15 protein-coding genes are annotated in these 16,699 nt (G+C 63.8%); 9 read left to right on the top strand and 6 right to left on the bottom strand.

The features are described from left to right. Window positions 1-600 (bottom strand): nucleotide exchange factor GrpE, encoded by a 600-nt coding sequence (locus tag SJY18_RS08360; protein ID WP_396667222.1) that lies wholly within the window; start codon window positions 598-600, stop codon window positions 1-3. Between the two features lie 2 nt (window positions 601-602). Beyond that, complete coding sequence (dnaK, locus tag SJY18_RS08365; protein ID WP_396667223.1) at window positions 603-2,474, bottom strand: molecular chaperone DnaK; 1,872 nt, start codon at window positions 2,472-2,474, stop codon at window positions 603-605. A gap of 222 nt (window positions 2,475-2,696) precedes the next feature. Here dnaK and SJY18_RS08370 point away from each other — a divergent pair, with 222 nt between their 5' ends. Beyond that, on the top strand, window positions 2,697-4,073 hold the full coding sequence (locus SJY18_RS08370; RefSeq protein ID WP_396667224.1) for an MFS transporter: 1,377 nt from the start codon (window positions 2,697-2,699) through the stop codon (window positions 4,071-4,073). A 5-nt stretch (window positions 4,074-4,078) separates the two neighbouring features. Here the strand turns inward: SJY18_RS08370 and SJY18_RS08375 are convergent, their stop codons facing one another. Both SJY18_RS08375 and SJY18_RS08380 read right to left on the bottom strand, forming a co-directional pair. Next, window positions 4,079-5,869: a BCCT family transporter gene (locus SJY18_RS08375; protein WP_396667225.1), complete on the bottom strand. Its 1,791-nt coding sequence runs from the start codon at window positions 5,867-5,869 to the stop codon at window positions 4,079-4,081. Window positions 5,870-6,002: 133 nt separating this feature from the next. Beyond that, window positions 6,003-6,551 carry a MarR family winged helix-turn-helix transcriptional regulator gene (locus tag SJY18_RS08380; protein WP_396667226.1) on the bottom strand — a complete coding sequence of 183 codons (549 nt, stop codon included), beginning with the start codon at window positions 6,549-6,551 and terminating at the stop codon, window positions 6,003-6,005. Window positions 6,552-6,664: 113 nt separating this feature from the next. On the opposite strand from SJY18_RS08380, the gene SJY18_RS08385 reads away from it, so the two are divergent. From SJY18_RS08385 to SJY18_RS08420, 8 genes are all read left to right on the top strand, one after another. Then, window positions 6,665-7,399 carry a MarR family winged helix-turn-helix transcriptional regulator gene (locus SJY18_RS08385; RefSeq protein WP_396667227.1) on the top strand — a complete coding sequence of 245 codons (735 nt, stop codon included), beginning with the start codon at window positions 6,665-6,667 and terminating at the stop codon, window positions 7,397-7,399. Between the two features lie 300 nt (window positions 7,400-7,699). Further along, window positions 7,700-8,401, top strand: coding sequence for a sirohydrochlorin chelatase (locus SJY18_RS08390; RefSeq protein WP_396667228.1), 702 nt, complete (start codon window positions 7,700-7,702; stop codon window positions 8,399-8,401). A gap of 135 nt (window positions 8,402-8,536) precedes the next feature. Further along, window positions 8,537-10,240, top strand: a complete 1,704-nt coding sequence (locus SJY18_RS08395; protein WP_396667229.1) for a nitrite/sulfite reductase — start codon at window positions 8,537-8,539, stop codon at window positions 10,238-10,240. Next, on the top strand, window positions 10,237-10,980 hold the full coding sequence (locus SJY18_RS08400) for a phosphoadenylyl-sulfate reductase (protein ID WP_396667230.1): 744 nt from the start codon (window positions 10,237-10,239) through the stop codon (window positions 10,978-10,980). The genes SJY18_RS08395 and SJY18_RS08400 overlap by 4 nt, the downstream gene beginning before the upstream one ends. Then, a complete protein-coding gene (cysD, locus tag SJY18_RS08405) occupies window positions 10,977-11,900 on the top strand; it encodes a sulfate adenylyltransferase subunit CysD (RefSeq protein ID WP_396667231.1) in 924 nt (307 codons plus the stop codon). Before SJY18_RS08400 ends, cysD begins: the two co-directional genes overlap by 4 nt. Further along, window positions 11,900-13,213, top strand: a complete 1,314-nt coding sequence (locus SJY18_RS08410; protein WP_337336600.1) for a GTP-binding protein — start codon at window positions 11,900-11,902, stop codon at window positions 13,211-13,213. Before cysD ends, SJY18_RS08410 begins: the two co-directional genes overlap by 1 nt. Window positions 13,214-13,243: 30 nt before the next feature. Continuing rightward, window positions 13,244-14,059 carry a uroporphyrinogen-III C-methyltransferase gene (gene cobA, locus SJY18_RS08415; protein ID WP_396667232.1) on the top strand — a complete coding sequence of 272 codons (816 nt, stop codon included), beginning with the start codon at window positions 13,244-13,246 and terminating at the stop codon, window positions 14,057-14,059. Next, window positions 14,056-15,474, top strand: a complete 1,419-nt coding sequence (locus SJY18_RS08420) for an FAD-dependent oxidoreductase (protein WP_396667233.1) — start codon at window positions 14,056-14,058, stop codon at window positions 15,472-15,474. Before cobA ends, SJY18_RS08420 begins: the two co-directional genes overlap by 4 nt. 2 nt (window positions 15,475-15,476) lie before the next feature. Here SJY18_RS08420 and SJY18_RS08425 read toward each other — a convergent pair whose 3' ends face one another. Together SJY18_RS08425 and SJY18_RS08430 are read right to left on the bottom strand one after the other, a co-directional pair. Further along, a complete protein-coding gene (locus tag SJY18_RS08425; protein WP_396667234.1) occupies window positions 15,477-15,800 on the bottom strand; it encodes an L-rhamnose mutarotase in 324 nt (107 codons plus the stop codon). Then, entirely contained in the window at window positions 15,797-16,690 is an 894-nt protein-coding gene (locus tag SJY18_RS08430; RefSeq protein WP_396667235.1) for an amidohydrolase family protein, read from the bottom strand. The genes SJY18_RS08425 and SJY18_RS08430 overlap by 4 nt, the downstream gene beginning before the upstream one ends. Between the last annotated feature and the right edge of the window lie 9 nt (window positions 16,691-16,699).

Here is a 16,699-nt window from a genome sequence, read left to right on the forward strand (position 1 = left end):
CTATTCAGCGGGAACAGCGACGACAACCTTGGCCGGACGCAGCTCCACCGAACCCAGTCGGTAGCCGATTTCGACCACTTCAAGGATCGTCGCCTCGGTTGCACCGGGCGTGGGTGCCTGAAAAATCGCCTCGTGCTGTTGCGGATCGAATGCTTCGCCCGCTACGCCGTAGGTTGTCAGCCCCATGCGCTCAGCAACGGCGCGCAGTTTCTCGGCGATCGGGAAGAACGCGGTGCCCTCTTCGAGATCACCGTGCTTCTCAGCGCGGTCAAGATCGTCGAGGACGGGCAGCAGGCCCTTGGCCACGGATCCCTTGGCACGCTCGATCTCGACCTCGCGCTGGTCTTCTGTGCGGCGACGATAGTTGGCGTACTCAGCCTGCAGGCGCTTCAGGTCGTTCAGCAACGCCGACTCTAGATCGGCGAGCACGGTATCTTCTGCCGCAGCATCGGTATTCTGCTCAGCACCCAAGATGTCATCGACGGTGAGCTCCTCCTGCGGGTCGGGGTCGGAGACCTGCGTCTCCGACCCCTCGTCGCCGAGGACCTCGTCTTCGCCGTGCTCTTCAGCGTTTGGCTCTTCGAAGTCCTTGTCAGCCATGATTACTTGTTGTTGTCCTTTTCGTCTTCGTCGTCGACGACCTCGGCATCTACGACGTCTTCATCAGACGTCGCACCGGCCTCATCGGTCGGGGCCTCAGCGTCGGGTGCGGCAGCGGCGTCAGCCTGGCTCGAAGCATAGATTGCTTCGCCGAGCTTGCCCTGGCTCTCGTTGAGCTTCTCGAACGCAGTCTTCACGGCTTCGTCATCGTCACCAGCGAGGGCGGCTTTGAGGGCATCGACGTCAGCCTGAACTTCGGTCTTGACCTCTTCGGGCAGCTTGTCTTCGTTCTCCTTGATGAGCTTCTCGATCGAGTACGAGAGCGTCTCAGCCTGGTTGCGAATTTCAGCCGACTCACGGCGCTTCTTGTCTTCGGCAGCGTTCTCTTCCGCTTCCTTGACCATGCGCTCGATGTCTTCCTTCGGCAAGGACGAACCACCGGTGATCGTCATCGACTGCTCCTTGCCCGTGCCCTTGTCCTTGGCAGACACGTGCACGATGCCGTTGGCGTCGATGTCGAAAGTAACCTCGACCTGCGGAATGCCCCGAGGCGCGGGAGCAATACCCGTGAGCTCGAAGGTTCCGAGCGGCTTGTTGTCGCGAGTGAAGTCACGCTCACCCTGGAACACCTGGATCGCCACTGACGGCTGGTTGTCGTCAGCCGTGGTGAAGGTCTCGCTGCGCTTGGTCGGGATGGCCGTGTTGCGCTCGATGAGCTTGGTCATAATGCCGCCCTTGGTCTCGATGCCGAGGCTCAGGGGGGTGACATCGATGAGCAGCACATCCTTGCGCTCGCCCTTGAGAACGCCAGCCTGCAGGGCAGCGCCGACGGCGACGACCTCATCAGGGTTGACGCCCTTGTTCGCTTCCTTGCCCGCCTCTTTCTTGACGAGCTCAGCTACGGCAGGCATACGCGTGGAGCCACCGACGAGCACAACGTGATCGATGTCGGCAACCTTGATGCCCGCTTCGCGAATGACGTCTTCGAAGGGCTTCTTGGTGCGGTCCAGAAGGTCCTTGGTGAGATCTTCGAACTTCGCCCGCGAGAGCGTCTCGCTCAGCGATACGGGGCCCGAGTCAGTCAGCGACAGGTAAGGCAGGTTGATGCTGGTCGAGTTCGAGCTCGACAGCTCCTTCTTCGCCTGCTCCGCCGCCTCCTTGAGACGCTGCAGAGCGATCTTGTCGCCCGAGACGTCCACTCCGGTGGTCTCCTTGAACTGCTTGATCAGGTACTCGACGACGCGTTGATCCCAGTCGTCACCACCGAGGCGGTTGTCACCAGAAGTTGCCCGAACCTGGATGGTCGAGAAGTCGTCGTCCTTGCCCACTTCGAGCAGCGAGACGTCGAACGTTCCGCCACCGAGGTCGAACACGAGAATCAGTTCGTCTTCTTTGCCCTTGTCTAGGCCGTACGCGAGAGCCGCGGCCGTGGGCTCGTTGATGATGCGAAGAACGTTGAGGCCTGCAACTTCGCCAGCTTCTTTCGTTGCCTGACGCTCAGCGTCGTTGAAGTAGGCGGGAACGGTGATAACTGCGTCGGTCACGGTGTCACCGAGGTACTCCTCGGCGTCGCGCTTCAGCTTCATCAGAATGCGAGCCGAGATCTCCTGCGGCGTCCACTTCTTTCCGTCAACCTCGAAGCTCCAATCGGTGCCGATGTGGCGCTTGACGCTGGCGACGGTGCGGTCGACGTTGGTGACAGCCTGGCGCTTCGCGGTCTCACCGACGAGCACCTCGCCGTCTTTCGTGTAGGCGACCACCGAAGGGGTGGTGCGGAAGCCCTCTGCGTTGGCGATGACCTTGGGCTCGCCACCCTCGAGGACGCTGACGACCGAGTTGGTCGTTCCGAGGTCGATTCCTACAGCACGTGCCATGTGTGTTTCTCCTTCATTTTGGCCGAGCGGATGCTGCGACCGTGCGTATACGGGAAGTATTGGGCGACTCTGTAAATAGTTGAGTCGTGATGGCTCAAGGCTAGCCGGGGTACCCCAAGGTGTCAAATGAACTTGATACGACTCATATCAACTTTTCAGAAATGGTCACGAAAGTGTTCCGCAGGCTACCGCTTGTTCACCACGGAGCAATAGCGTGTGCACATGAGTGCGCCCGAACGCCCCAATTCGTCACTGCCCGATTTCAAGGGCGTGACCCCTACTGACGCAATGGCCGCGGCCGTCGCCACCGAGGGGCCGGCTCGAACGAGCAAGAAGATGGTGTTCTCCTGGGGCCTGTGGGACTGGGGCTCGGCCGCTTTCAACGCCGTCGTCACCTCGTTCGTCTTCACCGTCTATCTGACAAGCTCGAGCTTCGGGCCGGCCGGAACAATCGAAGCGCAGCTCGGCTGGGCGCTCGCGGGCGCCGGTCTGCTGATTGCCGTGCTCGCGCCGGTCACCGGGCAACGCTCCGACACTTCCGGGCGTCGCAAGCTCTGGCTCGCCGTCAATACGTACATAGTGGTGGCACTGACCGCGGCAATGTTCTTCGTTCAGCCCGATCCCTCTTTCCTCTGGCTCGGTCTCGCGCTGTTGGCCGTCGGCAACGTCTTCTTCGAATTCGCGGGCGTCAACTACAACGCGATGCTCCTACAGGTTTCGACCCCGCGGTCGATCGGACGAGTGAGCGGGTTCGGTTGGGGCCTGGGCTACGTCGGCGGCATCGTCCTGCTTCTCATCGTCTACTTCGGCTTCATCTCGCCTGAGGTGGGCCTGTTGGGCATCACAAGCGAGAACGGCATGGACGTTCGCGCAACCGTGCTGACCTCTGCGATCTGGTTCGGCATCTTCGCGATTCCCGTGCTCCTGTTCGTTCCCGAGTACAAGGGCGTGGGCGTCAAGCGCGAGAAAGTAAGCTTCTTCGCTTCATACGCGCGACTAGGTCGAGACATCGCGCGCCTTTGGCGTGAGAGCCGCCAGACGGTGTGGTTCCTGCTCGCGAGCGCAGTATTTCGCGACGGGCTCGCCGGCGTGTTCACCTTCGGCGGTGTGCTCGCGGCATCTGTCTTCGGATTCTCTCCCGGTGAAGTAATCATCTTCGCCATTGCTGCCAACGTCGTCGCGGGCATCTCCACCATTGCCGTTGGCGCGCTCGACGATCGCCTCGGCGCGAAACCGGTCATCGTTGCCGCACTCATCGGTCTGATCGTGTCGGGATCGCTCGTGTTCTTCCTGCACGACGGTGGAGCCATCGTGTTCTGGACCGCCGGCTTGGCGCTCACTCTCTTCGTCGGGCCGGCACAGTCAGCATCCCGAACCTTTCTTGCGCGACTCATTCCGCCGGGGCGCGAGGGAGAAGTGTTCGGCCTCTACGCGACCACGGGCCGCGCGGTGTCGTTCCTCGCGCCCGCCATGTTTGCGCTGTTCGTGGGCATCTCAGGAGAGGCCTACTTCGGCATCTTGGGCATCATGCTGGTGCTCTTGGCGGGCCTGCTCATGCTGCTGCCGGTCAAGGCAACACAGAACAAACTGCGCGCCTAGCCCACTCAGAGGTCGCCGGGTTGATCCTTCGAAGAGGCCGTGGGCTCGGGCGCTGAGCCGGGAACTGCCTCATTGGAATCGGTGGCAGCGACTACCTTCGACGCCTCGTCAACCTCGAGGTCTCGGGGCCTGAGCGGGCGCCGGCCGAGCCACTTCGGAAAGCGAATGCCCTGCCGGTCGGCCTCTTCGACCTCGAGCCCGTAGTAGTCGCCGATGCGTTCAACGAAGGCCGCGCGTTTGGCGAGGTCGTACGCATGCCGCTCACGGCGGAAGGCAACCACCGTCGCCCAGCAGATCAGCAGCATGACCACGCTGAATGGCAGCGCAATCGTGATTGCCGCCGTCTGGATGGCGGTCAGACCTCCCGTGATCAGCAGCGACACCGCGAGGATGGCGGTGACCAGCGTGAAGAATGTGCGCACCCACTTGGCTGGTTCTTGATTGCCACCGGTGGCGATCATTCCCATCACGAGCGCTCCAGAGTCTGACGAAGTGATGAAGAAGATCGAGATCAGCAGAATCACACCGATGGTGAGCACCGAGGCGCCGGGGAAGAATGTCAGCAGCTGAAAGATCGAGCCCTCAAGATCGACCGATCCGTCGGGCAAGGTCATCGAGCCTGGGTCGTTCATTTCCAGGTAGAGCGCCGAGCCGCCAAGCACGGCGAACCACAAAATTCCCAGCAAGGTGGGAACGATGATCACGCCGAGCACGAACTCTCGCACCGAGCGGCCCTTTGAGATGCGGGCGATGAAGATTCCGACGAAGGGCGCCCACGAGATCCACCAACCCCAGTAGAACGAGGTCCACGCGGCTTGCCACGCTTCGCCCTCTTCGCCCTGGAAGGCGCTCGTATTGAACGACAAGCCGACGAAGTTCTGAATGTATCCGCCGATCGACTGCACCCACTCGCGCAACAAGAACTCGGTCTGACCGAAGATCAGAATGTAGGCAAGCAGCAGCCCAGCCAAGATGAGGTTGGTCGACGAAAGCCATTTCATGCCCTTTGTGACGCCCGACAGCACCGACATGAGCACGAAGAAGGTGATCACGCCAATGATCGCGACTTGCAGTCCCGTCGATGGCTCAGCAAGGCCGGCGGACTCAAGGCCGGCGCTGATCTGCATCACGCCGAGTCCAAGCGAGGTGGCAACACCGAAGAGCGTGCCGACGAGCGCGATCACATCGATCGCGTGACCCCAGCCCCCGAGCACTCGCTTCTCGCCGAGAATCGGCTCGAGCGTCCAGCGAATCGAGATCGGCCGACCACGGCGATGAATCGCGTAGGCAAGAGCAAGGCCGACGACAACATAGATCGACCAGGCTTGAACCCCCCAGTGCAGGTAAGTCTGGGTGAGCGCAGACTGCGCGAGCACGTCGGGTGGACCCGAGACGCCCGGGCGCGGGTTCACATAGTGACTGAGTGGCTCGCTCACTCCGTAAAAGACCAGCCCGATACCCATTCCGGCGGCGAAGAGCAGTGAGAACCACGCCCCCACCGAGAACTCCGGCTTGTCGTCATCCTTGCCGAGCTTGATGTCGCCGAAGCGAGAGAAACCCATGGTCAGGGCGAACACAACGAAAAACGCCGCGAGCACAACGTAGTACCAGTTGAACGCATTGACGATTGACGACTGGATTGCGCCGAACATCGCTTCCGCGGCCGAGGGTGCGATCAAGGCGAAGGCGCTGAAGGCGAATACGACGGCGGCCGCGGGCCAGAACACCCAGCGCAGAATGCCGCTGGAACTGGTCGTATTTCTGGGTGGAGCAGTATCAGTGTGGGTATCCGTCACGGTGACACGCTATCGACTGGCGCTCACCAGCGGGAGGTGTAGGTGAAAACTTGTGTTGTGGCGTGCACTGTGGTTGAGAGTGCGCTGCGATTGCGGGTTGTCCTGCAGGTGAGGACGTGCGCCCCGCGTGTGGCTAAGACTGCGGCCATCCGTCGGCCAGCTTGGTCAGCAACCGGGCGAGGTCAGCGCGCTCAGCGTCGGTGAAGGTCGAAAGCGCCGAGTCGATCGCCTCTCGCCGGTTTCCGGTGAAGTCCTGCACGATGCGGCGTCCACGTTCGGTGAGTGCAACGCGGCTGCGCCGTGCGTCGTGAGGGTCTATCTCTCGACGCACAAGTTCATGCTCGACGCCCTGCTGCACCAATCGGGATGCGCGGGGCTGATCCACGCTGACGGCTTCGGCGATCTCGCCGATAGTGAGGGGGTGGGATGCTGCGGCGAGCGCCTCGAGCAGGCGCATCCGAGCCGGTCCGCCGAATCGCCCGGCCCCCTCTGCCCATGGGGGTCCGCCGTGGCCGCGTCCGTGTGAATGCGGGTGACCGCGGCCGGTGTGATCGTGCTCTGCGTGTCGCGCGGGCCCTTCTTTGGCCCACGGCGGCCGTGGCATCCGACGACCACGCACGCGGGCCAGCGCGGCGGCGATTTCGTCGGCGTGCTGCGCGGATTCGGCGGGACTGTTCGGCATCCGTCTAATTTACATGCAACTTGACATACTTTACATTCGTATGTCACTGTACATATACATGCGTTCTGACATGTAAATATTCGGCGGTACGGCCGCCCCCGAAAGGACTCCCCATGAATACCGAAAACGACACGACCAAAGGGGCAGTACCGGCCCCTCGACCCCTCGGCTTCTGGCTGCGCATCGTCGACCGTCTCATCACTGATGAGTTCGCGAGCACCCTTGATGCCGAGGGCGTTTCACGCCGTGAGTGGATGCTGCTCAATGCCCTCTCTGGTGACATTGACATGCCCGGACTTGCAGAGCGCCTCGCTCGAAAGGGCAAGCATCTGCAACGGCTCCGCAAGCGCGGATGGGCCGACGAAAGCGGTGACGGCACCTGGTCGCTCACCGACGAAGGGCTTGCCACGAAGGCACGACTCGACGAACTCGTTCGCGGCGTCCGCGCCCGCGTCGCGGGCTCAGTCTCGCCCGAAGACTTCGCCACCACCCTGACATCGCTGGAATCCATCGCCCGCGAACTCGGGTGGGACGAAAACTCATCGCGCGGTTTCCGAGGCCGAGGATTCGGGCGACGCCGCGGACACCGTCGTGGACACGGCCGCCACGGGCAACACGGACACGGCTGGCACGGTGAGCACCATCACGGACACGGTGGCGCAGGCTGCGGACAAGCCGGCCCCCAGGGCGCAGACTCGCCGAGCGACCAGGCCGACCGCGAAGGTGAGCAGTCGCACGATGACCGCCCATGCCACCACCACGGCCCCGAGCCGCTCGATCACAACATCCACCACGACCACGGCCCGAACATGCACCGCGGGTTCAAACCCGGCACCGGCGAGGTCTAGAACGAGCAGTTCCCCACCCAGCCACGCCGCCACACAGCCATGCAGGCCACGCAGCCATGCAGGCCACGCCGTCATGCCGTCATGCAGGCCACCCAAACGGCCGGGGACTTCCCCGACAACCCACCCAGGGCACCCGAAACACGGCGCGTCGCGCAAACCCCCGGCCGTTTCGCACCCGCCTCCGCACCATGCGCCACGAAGCGCACGCCCGCACGCACGCACGCACACCCACGCTCCTCCCGCACGCACCGCACACCGCACACCGCACGCACCACACACCACACACGGCACAATGGAGGAGTGACGACCCCTGCACTGGTTGCGATCTCGCACGGCACCGCGTCGGCTGCCGGCCAAGCCGCAGTTGAGGCCCTCGCTGCTGCCGTTGTTGCACAGCTGCCTGACGTCACGGTGCGCTTGGGGCACGTCGATGTGCAGCAGCCCGACGTGGCTGCATCCCTCGCCGGGCTTGACGAGAAGCAGCCGATCGTCATCGTTCCCCTGTTGCTCTCGGCTGGCTACCACGTGCGAATCGACCTGAAAGAACAGTCGGCGCATCGCGACAACGTCACCATCTCTGCAGCGCTCGGACCAGACGAGCGCCTCGTCGACGCTCTTATCGCGCGCCTCGCACCCCTGAACCCCCAGCACGCAGACGCAATCGTGCTTGCCGTCGCGGGCTCGAGCGATGAGCGCGCCAACGATGACTGCAGAACCATCGGGCGGATGCTGAGCGAGCGACTCGACCAAGATGTGACGGTCGGCTTCTTGGCCGCCACCGAGCCACGTCTCGGTACAGCAATCGAAGCCGCACGCGAGGCGGGCGCCGCACGCATCGTGGTGGCCAACTATCTGCTCGCGCCCGGGTACTTTCACGATCTCGCAACCCGCCTCGCCAAAGGCGCACCCGTCGCTCGGCCGCTGCTCGACGACGACGAGCCCGCTCACCAGATCGTGGCCGTTGTCGCGGATCGCTACCGAAGCATGCTGCCTCTCGACTGACCTTCTGTGTCTCCGCATTACGCCGCTTAACGCTGCTTGACGTCACTTGTGACGACCTCGCCCGGCCGCTCTTACTCTCGGTGAGTGGGCAGATCGATGCTCACGCCCGGGGACGCCCGGACATCGGAGGCCATCATGACTACCAGCAACACCGAGACCCGCACCCCGCGACGCCCCTCGTCGAAGCCGAACGGTCAGTGGAACATCGACGGCAAAGCACCACTCAACGCCAACGAAGAGTGGAAGCAGGTCGACAACGGGCTCGCCGTTCGCGAGCGCATCGAGAACGTCTATTCCAAAGGCGGGTTCAAATCGATCGACCCCACCGATCTTCACGGGCGCTTTCGCGTGTGGGGTCTTTACACTCAACGCAAGCCGGGCATCGATGGTGGCCGCACCGCGACTCTTGAACCGCACGAGCTCGAAGACGAGTACTTCATGTTGCGCGTGCGCATCGACGGCGGCCAGCTCACTACTGAACAAGTGCGGGTCATCGGTGAGATATCCACCGAGTTCGGGCGTGGCACTGCAGATCTCACTGACCGCCAGAACGTGCAGCTGCACTGGGTTGAAGTCGAGTCGATGCCAGAGATCTGGCGCCGCCTCGAAGCCATCGGCTTGGGCACCACCGAGGCGTGCGGAGACGTTCCGCGCGTGGTGCTGGGTTCTCCTGTTGCCGGCATCGCTGCCGACGAGCTGATCGACCCCACCCCGCAGATCAACGACATCACCTCACGTTTCATCGGCGATGAGACGCTCGCCAACCTGCCCCGCAAGTTCAAAACCGCGATCACCGGCCACCCCAGCCAAGACGTGGTGCACGAGATCAACGACGTAGCATTCGTGGCGGTCGAGCACCCCACCCTCGGCATCGGCTACGACCTGTGGGTCGGCGGCGGGCTCTCTGCGTCGCCCCGTCTCGGCGAGCGCCTCGGCGCCTTCGTCACCCCCAACGAGGTCACCGAGGTATGGCACGGCGTGGCACAGATCTTTCGCGACTATGGCTACCGCCGACTTCGCAACAAGGCCCGCCTCAAGTTCCTGCTCGCGGAGTGGGGTCCCGAGAAGTTCCGGCAGATTCTGCAAGACGAATACCTCGGCTACGCGCTTCCCGATGGACCGGCCGCTCCCAAGCCCCTGACCGCGGGCGACCATGTCGGTGTGCACCGCCAGAAAGACGGCCGCTTCTATGTCGGCGCTACCCCCATCGTGGGTCGTATTTCTGGGCCCATGCTCACGCAGCTCGCTGAGCTGGTCGAAGGCCACGGCTCAAGCCGCATCCGCACCACTCCTCACCAGAAGATCGTCATTCTCGACATTCCTGAGGACCGTGTGGAGTCGCTGATCAAGGGCCTCGACGACCTCGGCCTGCAGGCGCGCCCGAGTCTGATTCGCCGCGGCACGATCGCGTGCACCGGAATCGAGTTCTGCAAGCTCGCGATCGTCGAGACCAAGGCGTTCGCGACGGCAGCGGTGCTCGACCTTGAAGAGCGCCTCGACGCTTTCGACCTGCCCCATCCCATCAGCCTGCACGTCAACGGCTGCCCCAACTCATGCGCCCGCATTCAGACCGCCGACATCGGGCTGAAGGGCCAGCTCGTCACGATCGACGGCGAGCAGGTTCCCGGCTACCAGGTGCACCTCGGTGGCGGTCTCGCCTCTGACAACCGCGACGAGGCTGGCCTTGGCCGCACCGTGCGCGGACTCAAGGTTGCCGCAGACGGCATCGCTGACTACGTCGACCGTGTCGTCAAGCGCTTCCTTCAAGACCGCGACGCCGACAGCGACGAAACGTTCGCACAGTGGGCTCACCGCGCCGAAGAAGAGGCACTGCAATGACCGTCTCACTCGCGCCACGCATCGAGGCGAAACGTTCGCGCGAAGAGCTCAAGGCCATCGCCGAGCGAGGCGCCGAAGAACTCCGCAGCGGTGCCGACGACGAAGCGACGCCAGCACAGGTCGTGCAGTGGGTAGCCGAGAATTTCGGCACGGATGCTGCCGCCGTCGCGTGCTCGATGGCTGACGCCGCGCTCCCCCATCTCGTTGCAGAGCACCTCCCCGGCGTCGACGTGCTGTTCTTGGACACCGGCTACCACTTCGCCGAAACGCGCTTCACCCGTGACGAAGTCGGTCGTGAGCTCGATGTGCGCATCGTGGATGTGCTGCCCGAGCAGACGGTCGCCGAGCAAGATGCTGAGTTCGGCGAGAAACTGCACGACCGTGACCCGGCGCTGTGCTGCGATCGACGCAAAGTCGCCCCGCTGAAAGATGCGCTGCGCGGCTACGAAGTCTGGTTCACGGGCGTGCGCCGTGACGAAGCCCCCACCCGAGCGAACACCCCTCTCGTGCAGTGGGATGAGCGCAACGGCCTTGTGAAGATCAACCCGGTTGCCTCGTGGACGTTTGACGACCTGCTCGATTACGCCGGCGGGCACAAGGTGCCGGTGAATCTGCTGGTGACCAACGGCTATCCCTCCATCGGCTGCGCGCCATGCACCAAGGCGGTTGCCCCTGGTGAAGATCCTCGGTCTGGCCGCTGGGCTGGCCTTTCGAAAACGGAATGCGGGTTGCACGTATGACTATTGACACTCTGGCCCCCGGGTCCGTTCACCTGTCGACGCTCGACCTGCTCGAAGCCGAGGCCATCCACATCATCCGCGAGGTCGTCGCCGAATTCGAGCGACCCGTACTGCTGTTCTCGGGCGGCAAAGATTCCGTGGTCGTGCTTCACCTGGCTGCCAAAGCGTTCGCCCCGGGCCGCGTGCCTTTTCCGGTGCTGCACGTAGACACCGGGCACAACTTTCCCGAGGTGCTCGCGTTTCGCGATCGCACGGTCGAGCGGCTCGGCGTCAAGCTCGAGGTCGCCCGCGTGCAGGACTACATCGACGACGGCCGCTTGCACGAGCGTTCCGACGGCACCCGCAACCCCTTGCAGACGGTTCCGCTGCTCGACGCGATCGCCGCTGGCCGACACGACGCTGTCTTCGGCGGAGCGCGACGCGACGAAGACAAGGCGCGGGCCAAGGAGCGCATCATCTCGCTGCGCGATGAGTTCGGGCAGTGGGATCCTCGCAACCAGCGACCCGAACTGTGGAGCCTCTACAACGGGCGCCACACCCCTGGCCAACACGTGCGCGCGTTTCCCATTTCGAACTGGACCGAACTCGACATCTGGCGCTATATCGAACGCGAGAACATCGAGCTGCCGCCGCTGTACTTCGCCCACGCTCGCGAGGTTTACCAGCGCGACGGCATGTGGCGCCCGGTCGGAGAATTCTCACCGCCGCGCGCCGACGAGCGGGTCGAGCTGCGCACGGTTCGCTACCGCACCGTGGGCGATATGAGTTGCACTGGGGCAGTGGAATCGGATGCTGCCGACCTCGCGGCCATCGTGGGTGAGGTCGCGCGCTCGACCATCACCGAGCGCGGGGCCACTCGTGCCGATGACCGCCTCAGCGAGGCCGCCATGGAGGATCGCAAAAAGGATGGGTACTTCTGATGGCTGACGCACTCGCAGACTCAACGCTGTTTCGTTTCGCGACGGCAGGCTCAGTCGACGACGGCAAATCGACGCTCGTCGGACGGTTGCTGCACGACTCGAAGGCGATCCTCGCCGACCAGCTCGAGCAGGTTGCGCGCACGTCGAGCGACCGAGGCTTCGCTCATGGCGAGTTCGACTTCGCCCTGCTCACCGATGGCCTCCGTGCCGAGCGCGAGCAGGGCATCACGATCGACGTGGCGTACCGCTACTTCTCCACCGGCAATCGCAGCTTCATCCTCGCGGACTGCCCCGGTCACGTGCAGTACACCCGCAACATGGTCACCGGCGCCACCACCGCTGACGCCGTGATTGTGCTTGTCGATGGCCGCAAGGGAGTGCTCGAACAGACGATTCGCCACCTCGCAGTCGTCGCGTTGCTGCGCGTGCCGAACGTGATCATCGCGGTCAACAAGATCGACCTCGTTGAGTACTCGCAGCAGCGTTTCGAACTGGTTGCCGCGCAAGCGGAGCGCGTCGCCTTCGAGCTGGGTATTTTGAACCTGCATGTGCTTCCGGTGTCTGCACTTGAGGGCGACAACATCGTCGATCGTTCCGAGCGCACCCCCTGGTACACCGGGCCAGCGCTACTCGAGTTGCTAGAGAGCCTGCCGGCGGCTGACACCACCAACCAGAAGAAGGACTCTTTTCGCCTTCCGGTGCAGATGGTGTTGCGACCACAGGGCGGGCTCGCACCGAATCTCGTGACGGATGCTGCCGAAGCTGAGCGGTTGCGCGACTACCGCGCGTCAGCCGGTCGCATCGCCTCGGGTGAAGTGCACGTCGGCGATGAGGTTGAAGTCTTTCCGGCCGGGGCGAAGACGACAGTCACCGGTATTCGCGTCGCGGGAGTCTCGGTTGATCACGCCGCAGCGCCACAGTCGGTGTCGATCGAGCTCGCCGACGACGTTGACAGCGCGCGCGGCGCGCTGATCGCAGCATCCGGATCATTGCCCGCGGGCCGTCGCGAGGTAGAAGCCGAGCTCTTTCAACTAGATTCACGCGCGCTCACCGTCGGATCCCGTGTGTTGGTCAAGCACGGCACCGCGACCGTGCAGGCACTCGTAGCGCAGATTGACTCCCGCTACGACCTGGACGCGCTCACCCATCAGCCCACCGAATCACTGCAGACGAACGACATCGGACGGGTGACGTTGCGGCTCGCCGCTGAGCTGCCGCTCGAGCCGTACGCAACGAGCCGCCATGGCGGATCGTTCCTCGTGATTCACCCGTCATCGGGCGCGACGCTCGCCGCTGGCATCACCCGCAACTAGTTCTGCTCACCGCTTATCTAAGGAGCCACCATGTCGCACGGAAAGGTATCGCTCGTTGGCGCAGGCCCTGGCGACCCGGAACTGCTCACGCTCAAGGGTCTGCGCGCACTGCAGCGAGCCGACGTGATCGTTGCCGATCGCCTTGGCGCACGCAGCGTACTCGAGGGCATCGTGGCGCTGGGCACCGTCATCGCCGCCGAGATCATCGACGTGGGCAAGAGCCCCGGCAACCACGTGGTGCCGCAAGACAACATCAACGAGCTGCTCGTCACGCTTGCCGTGCAGGGCAAGAACGTGGTTCGCCTCAAGGGCGGCGATCCCTACGTGTTCGGGCGCGGCAGTGAAGAGATCGACGCGTGCCGCCGGGCCGGCATCGAGGTAGAAGTCGTTCCGGGAATCACCTCTGCCATTGCAGCGCCCGCAGTGGCCAGCATCCCTGTGACTCACCGTGGCCTTGCCACTGCCTTCACCGTGATCACGGGCCACGACCAGATCGCACAGCTCTCTGGCGGACGCGATCACACCGTGCTGCTGCTGATGGGCGTGGGCACTCTCGCACACTCGGCCCTTACGCTCGCTCGCGGCGAGCGCGGCAGCGATTGCCCGGTTGCGGTAATCGAAGACGCGCACGGTCCGCGCGAGCGGATTACCATTGGAACCCTAGGCACCATCGCGGCACAAGCCGCCGAGCGAGGTATTCGCTCACCCGCGGTCGTCGTTGTCGGCGACGTCGTTCGGGTGAGTCCTCTTGCTCCTGCCGAGTGGGCAGTCAGCTCACTCGAGGTGTCACAAGACTTTTCCGCGCGTCTCACCGCGGAGCACTCCCTGAAAGGCATCAAGCAGTGACTGATCTCAATCTGCGCGTCGCGATCATCGGCGCCGGGCCCGCCGGCATCTATGCGGGCAACATTCTCTCGAACGCCGTGCGCGATGCCGGCGGCACCGTCGCGATCGACCTGCTCGAATCCCTTCCTGCCCCCTACGGGCTCATCCGTTACGGTGTCGCCCCAGATCACCCCCGCATCAAGGGCATCGTCAATTCACTGCACGAGATGCTCGACGCACAGCACGAGTCAGGCTCGGGTCGCACCATCCGCTTCATCGGCAACGTTGAAGTCGGTCGCGATGTGTCACTCGAAGAACTGCAGCAGCGCTACGACGCTGTGGTCTTCGCCACCGGCGCGATTCGGGATGCTGCGCTCAACATTCCCGGAATCGACCTGCCAGGCTCCTTCGGCGCCGCCGACTTCGTGGCGTGGTTCGACGGACACCCCGACGTACCCCGCAACTGGACTCTCGATGGAGCCCAGGTGGCGGTCATCGGCAACGGCAACGTCGCGCTCGACGTTGCGCGTGTGCTTGCCAAGCACGCCGAAGATCTGCGTTCCACCGAGATCGCCGACAACGTGCTCGCTGGTCTCGAAGCATCGAAGGTCACCGACGTGCACGTGTTCGGCCGTCGTGGCCCGGCCGACATCAAGTTCACTCCCATCGAGCTACGCGAACTCGGCGAAGTGCCCAACGTCGACATCATCGTCTCTGACGAAGACTTCGCTCATCTCGAAGGCGTTGTGCCCGCCAACAACCAGATGAAGGTCATGCTGCGCGTGCTCAACAGCTGGCGCACCCGCGAATCAACCGGAGCGTCACGCCGCCTGCACCTGCACTTCTATCACGCCCCCGTCGAAGTCGTCGGAGAGACCAAGGTTGAGGGCCTGCGCTTTGAGCGCACCACACCGACTGGCGATGGCAGCGTGGTCGGCACCGGCGAGTTCCGCGACTTCGACATCGATCAGGTCTATCGCGCCGTCGGCTACTTCGGCTCGCCCGTCTTGGGAGTTCCGTTCGACGAGGTGCGTGGCGTCATTCCAAACGTTGAGGGACGAGTGACCGATATCGCATCGGCACTGGATGCTGAAGACGGCGGCACCGCGGTGCGCGGCCTCTACGCCACCGGCTGGATCAAGCGCGGTCCCGTCGGGCTCATCGGCCACACCAAGTCAGACGCGATGGAGACCATCGCACACCTGGTATCTGACGCTCAGGCGGGTCTGCTCGAGTCGCCCGCCCAGAGCGAAGACGTGCTCGATCTGCTCGCCTCGCGCGACGTCGCGTTCACCACGTGGGACGGCTGGCGCGCGCTTGACGCCCACGAGCGTGCCCTCGGCGAGAACCACCAGCACTCGCGCGAGCGCGTCAAGGTCGTTCCGCGCGAAGAGCAGGTTGCCATCTCGCGCAACGGCGCCCTGATCGACTCCTGACGTCAGTCGTGGTGGAACACCTCGGGTAGCTCCTTCCACCATTCGCCCTCAGCGCGATCATCGAGCGGCTGCTGCAACGGCTCTTGCACTGCCCACCAGCGTTGGGTCTCGGGGTCGGCGGCAACGGCGGCCATGTCGGCTTCATAGTCATCGCCGGTGTACTCGAAGTACGAGAACAGCAGCTCGCCATGCCGGTAAATCGAGTAGTTGTGCACGTTGCTCGCCGTCAGCCGGGCCAGAATCGTCGGCCACACCGCAGCGTGGTAGCGCTCATACTCTTCGCGGTTTTCGGCGGGCAGGCCAATCACCGAAGCGACACGCTTCATCGGTTCTCCTTCGTCGCATCTTGGCCAGCAGCGAATCGCTGCGGGTCGAGCCGGTAGAAGTGCGCGGCGGTGCGTCCCAGCATCCATTCACGCTCTTGTTCGCTTACCGAGTCGAACAGCGGCTTGAGCCCGTTCCACACCCGGGTGTATCCGCCGGCGAGAATCGACACCGGCCAATCGCCGCCGTACATCAGTCGCCGAGCGCCGAAGACTTCGACAGCACGCTCGAACGACGGGCGTATCGTATCGGTCGTCCATGAGCTGAGTTCACCCGTCGCAGAGTAGAGGCCGCTGACCTTGCCGTATACGTTCGGGCAGGCGGCGGCTTCAGCAATGAGGGTGTGCCAGGGCTCACTGCCATCGAGCCCGACGGGCGGCTTGCCCAGGTGGTCGATCACCATTCGCAAGTCGGGAAAACGCTCGGCGAGAATCGGCACGATTTCGAGGTGACGCGGCAGTTCAGCCACCACGTCGAAGGTGAGGTTGCGCTCCTGCAGCATTGCCAGCCCGTCTGCCACGTCGCTTCGCAACAGCCAGTCCGGGTCTGGTTTGTTGTGGATCAAGATGCGCACCCCCACCATGAGCGAGTCATCTGCCCAGGAGTTCAGCGTGGCCTCTGCCGCCGCGGCATCGTCGAGTGGCGCGTAGCCCACCACTCCAACGACTTCGGGGTGGGCAGCCGCCGACGCCCGCATGAGCGCGGTGTCTTGTGCGTTATCGGCGGACTGCACCTGCACCGTGTAGCCGACGCCACACGCCTGAAGTTCGGGAGCGACGCCTTCGAAGCTCATCGCCGTGTTGATTGGGGCGAGTTCGGGGCCCAGCCACGCGTACTCGGCGCGGGCAGGATCCCAGACGTGCTGGTGGGCATCGATCACCGGAAAGGTCATGCTTCTCCT

It is taken from the genome of Microbacterium sp. R86528 (assembly GCF_044596335.1).
In the GTDB taxonomy this organism is placed as follows: Bacteria; Actinomycetota; Actinomycetes; order Actinomycetales; family Microbacteriaceae; genus Microbacterium; species Microbacterium marmarense.